General features: G+C 56.8%; 3 protein-coding genes and 3 tRNA genes. All 6 read left to right on the top strand.

All coding sequences use genetic code 11. The features are described from left to right. The first annotated feature begins 105 nt into the window (after positions 1 to 105). The 6 genes from birA to ACLEJU_RS28575 all read left to right on the top strand — a co-directional run bounded on the left by birA (position 106) and on the right by ACLEJU_RS28575 (position 2,677). Complete coding sequence (birA, locus tag ACLEJU_RS28600; RefSeq protein WP_435425673.1) at positions 106 to 1,065, top strand: bifunctional biotin--[acetyl-CoA-carboxylase] ligase/biotin operon repressor BirA; 960 nt, start codon at positions 106 to 108, stop codon at positions 1,063 to 1,065. Beyond that, a complete protein-coding gene (locus ACLEJU_RS28595; protein WP_435425674.1) occupies positions 1,055 to 1,804 on the top strand; it encodes a pantothenate kinase in 750 nt (249 codons plus the stop codon). Before birA ends, ACLEJU_RS28595 begins: the two co-directional genes overlap by 11 nt. A gap of 7 nt (positions 1,805 to 1,811) precedes the next feature. Continuing rightward, a complete protein-coding gene (locus ACLEJU_RS28590) occupies positions 1,812 to 2,237 on the top strand; it encodes a hypothetical protein (RefSeq protein WP_435425675.1) in 426 nt (141 codons plus the stop codon). A 153-nt stretch (positions 2,238 to 2,390) separates the two neighbouring features. Further along, a tRNA-Tyr gene (locus tag ACLEJU_RS28585) sits at positions 2,391 to 2,474 on the top strand. A 24-nt stretch (positions 2,475 to 2,498) separates the two neighbouring features. After that, a tRNA-Gly gene (locus tag ACLEJU_RS28580) sits at positions 2,499 to 2,572 on the top strand. A 29-nt stretch (positions 2,573 to 2,601) separates the two neighbouring features. Next, positions 2,602 to 2,677, top strand: a tRNA-Thr gene (locus tag ACLEJU_RS28575). Positions 2,678 to 2,807: the final 130 nt, after the last annotated feature.

Raw genomic sequence — 2,807 nt, 5'->3', positions numbered from 1 at the left:
TCTGACCGAAATACTCGGTGCTTGTGGCGGTACCCCCAGCCCTTTTCCTATGCAAGCCAACGACCCCTAGCTATCATGCCAGCCTTATTCCAAGTCGAGACTGGCATGCTGAAGTTGTTGAATCTCCTCAAGGATGGCCGGTTCCATTCCGGAGAAGCCTTGGGGGCAGCCCTCGGGGTAAGTCGCAGCGCCGTTTGGAAGCAGCTGCAACACCTGGAAAGTGAGCTGAACCTCACCATTCATAAAGTTCGCGGGCGTGGCTACCAGTTGGCCGCGCCGCTGAGCTTGCTCGATACGCAAGCGATCGCAGCGTTCACCGAAGGTGAGCGCTGGCCCGTTTTTATCCATGAAACGATTGATTCGACCAATGCCGAAGGCTTACGCCTGGCCGGCAAGGGGGAGCCAGCACCATTCCTGGTGCTGGCCGAGCGCCAGAGTGCTGGCCGTGGTCGACGTGGTCGCATGTGGATAAGTCCATTTGCAGAAAACCTCTATTACAGCCTGGTCCTGCGCATTGATGGCGGCATGCGTCAGCTCGAAGGTCTCAGTCTGGTGGTCGGGTTGGCCGTGATGCGCACGCTACAGGCTTTTGGCGTAAAGGACGTGGGGTTGAAATGGCCCAACGATGTCCTGGTTCGCGGGCAGAAGATCACCGGTATTCTCCTGGAACTTGTGGGCGACCCTGCAGACGTCTGTCATGTCGTGCTCGGCATTGGTATCAATGTGAACATGCAGACCAATGAGCAGGTCGATCAGCAGTGGACATCGATGCGGCGTGAAGTCGGTGTGACAATTGATCGCAACCGGCTGGTGGCCAAGCTCAGCCAGCAGTTGCAACATGAATTGGCCCGTCATCGGCGCTACGGTTTTGCCGCGTTCCAGGAAGAGTGGGAGCAGGCGCATCTGTGGCAGGGGCGTAATGTATCTCTCATCGCAGGTACCACACGTATCGATGGTGTCGTGCTGGGCGTGGACGGGCAGGGCGGGTTGCGCCTTGAGGTCGACGGTGTGGAAAAGAGCTTCAGTGGTGGTGAGCTCAGTTTGAGGTTGCGTGATGATTCTTGAGCTCGATTGCGGTAACAGCTTCATCAAGTGGCGTGTCATTCACGCCGCCGACGCCACCATTGTAGGTGGTGGTATTGTCGATTCGGACCAGGCACTGCTAAGCGAGGTCGCGGCCCTCCCGTCATTGCGCCTTACAGGCTGTCGAATTGTCAGTGTGCGCAGCGAAGATGAAACCGCTGCCCTCTGTGCGTTGATCGCCAAAGCTTTTGCCGTCGTTGCCCGTGTTGCCGAGCCTGCACAAGAAATGGCTGGTGTGCGCAATGGTTATGACGACTACCAGCGTCTCGGTATGGATCGCTGGCTGGCGGCATTGGGTGCGTTCCATCTCGCCAAGGGCGCATGCCTGGTCATTGACCTGGGCACTGCGGCCAAGGCGGATTTTGTCTCGGCCGAAGGCGAGCACCTGGGTGGCTACATCTGCCCGGGCATGCCGCTGATGCGTAGCCAGCTGCGCACGCATACCCGCCGTATTCGCTACGACGACGCTTCGGCTGAGCGCGCCTTGAGCAGTCTTGCTCCAGGCCGCTCCACTGTGGAGGCTGTAGAGCGCGGTTGTGTACTGATGCTGCAGGGTTTTGCCCGCACTCAGCTCGAGCAGGCTCAGGCCTTGTGGGGTGATGGCTTCACGGTCTTCCTGACGGGGGGGGATGCGCCGCTGGTGCGTGAGGCGGTGCCACAGGCCAGGATCGTCCCTGACCTGGTATTTGTCGGGCTGGCCATGGCCTGTCCACTGGACTGAGGTGCTTATGCGTTGGTTGTTTCTGCTGTTGCTGGTGCTCAACGTCTTCTATTACGTCTGGCACCAACAGGAAGCCCCGCTGAAGGCGAAGGACGTCGCGCCGTTGTCGCTGTACAAAGGTAATCAGCAAGAGATCCGCCTGCTCAAGGAAACCGGGACGTCTGCACCGGCCCGGCGCCGTGATGAATGCCTGGTCGTAGGTGGCCTGGTTGCGCGCGATCAGCTCGATGCGCTGCGACAACGCCTGCTGAGCCTGGATATCAATGCTGCGCCGGTGTCTGGACAGTTGCCTGGAGCCGAAGGTTTCTGGCTCAAGATTTCCCCGGAAAGCGAGCGTTTACTGGACCAAACCGTCCTCGAGACACTTTCCAACGATTTCAAAGACTTAAAACGCAAAATTATTTTCTGCCAGGGTATTGCAACTGGCGAATAGCTTGATAGAATGGCGCCCGCTTCACAGGGAACACCACTCAGGTGGGAGAACTGGAAGCGAGTGTCAAAGCAGCTAAGTTTCAGATTTGATTGAAAAAATTTGAAAAAAAGCTTGACACTAGGACGGCAGACGCATAGAATGCCGGCCACATCTGGAGGGATTCCCGAGCGGTCAAAGGGGACGGACTGTAAATCCGTTGCGAGAGCTTCGAAGGTTCGAATCCTTCTCCCTCCACCAGTTTTAGCGAGAGCCGCAAGCTCCGCGGGTATAGTTTAGTGGTAGAACCTCAGCCTTCCAAGCTGATGATGCGGGTTCGATTCCCGCTACCCGCTCCAAGTTTGCTGGATTTTGCGCAAAGTGTTTCGCTCTTGTAGCTCAGTTGGTAGAGCACACCCTTGGTAAGGGTGAGGTCAGCGGTTCAAATCCGCTCAAGAGCTCCATATAAACAAGGCAGATATGAAAATATCTGCCTTTGTTTTATCAGCGTAAGGCTATTTTCTTCTGCGGAGGATTGTATCGATGGCTAAGGAAAAGTTTGATCGTTCCCTTCCCCACGTTAACGTCGGCACT

Origin of the sequence: Pseudomonas sp. SMN11 (assembly GCF_052041945.1) — a bacterium.
Classification (GTDB): domain Bacteria; phylum Pseudomonadota; class Gammaproteobacteria; order Pseudomonadales; family Pseudomonadaceae; genus Aquipseudomonas.
The sequence above is the reverse complement of the archived record's forward strand: the minus strand, read 5'-3'. Positions and strand labels throughout refer to the sequence as shown.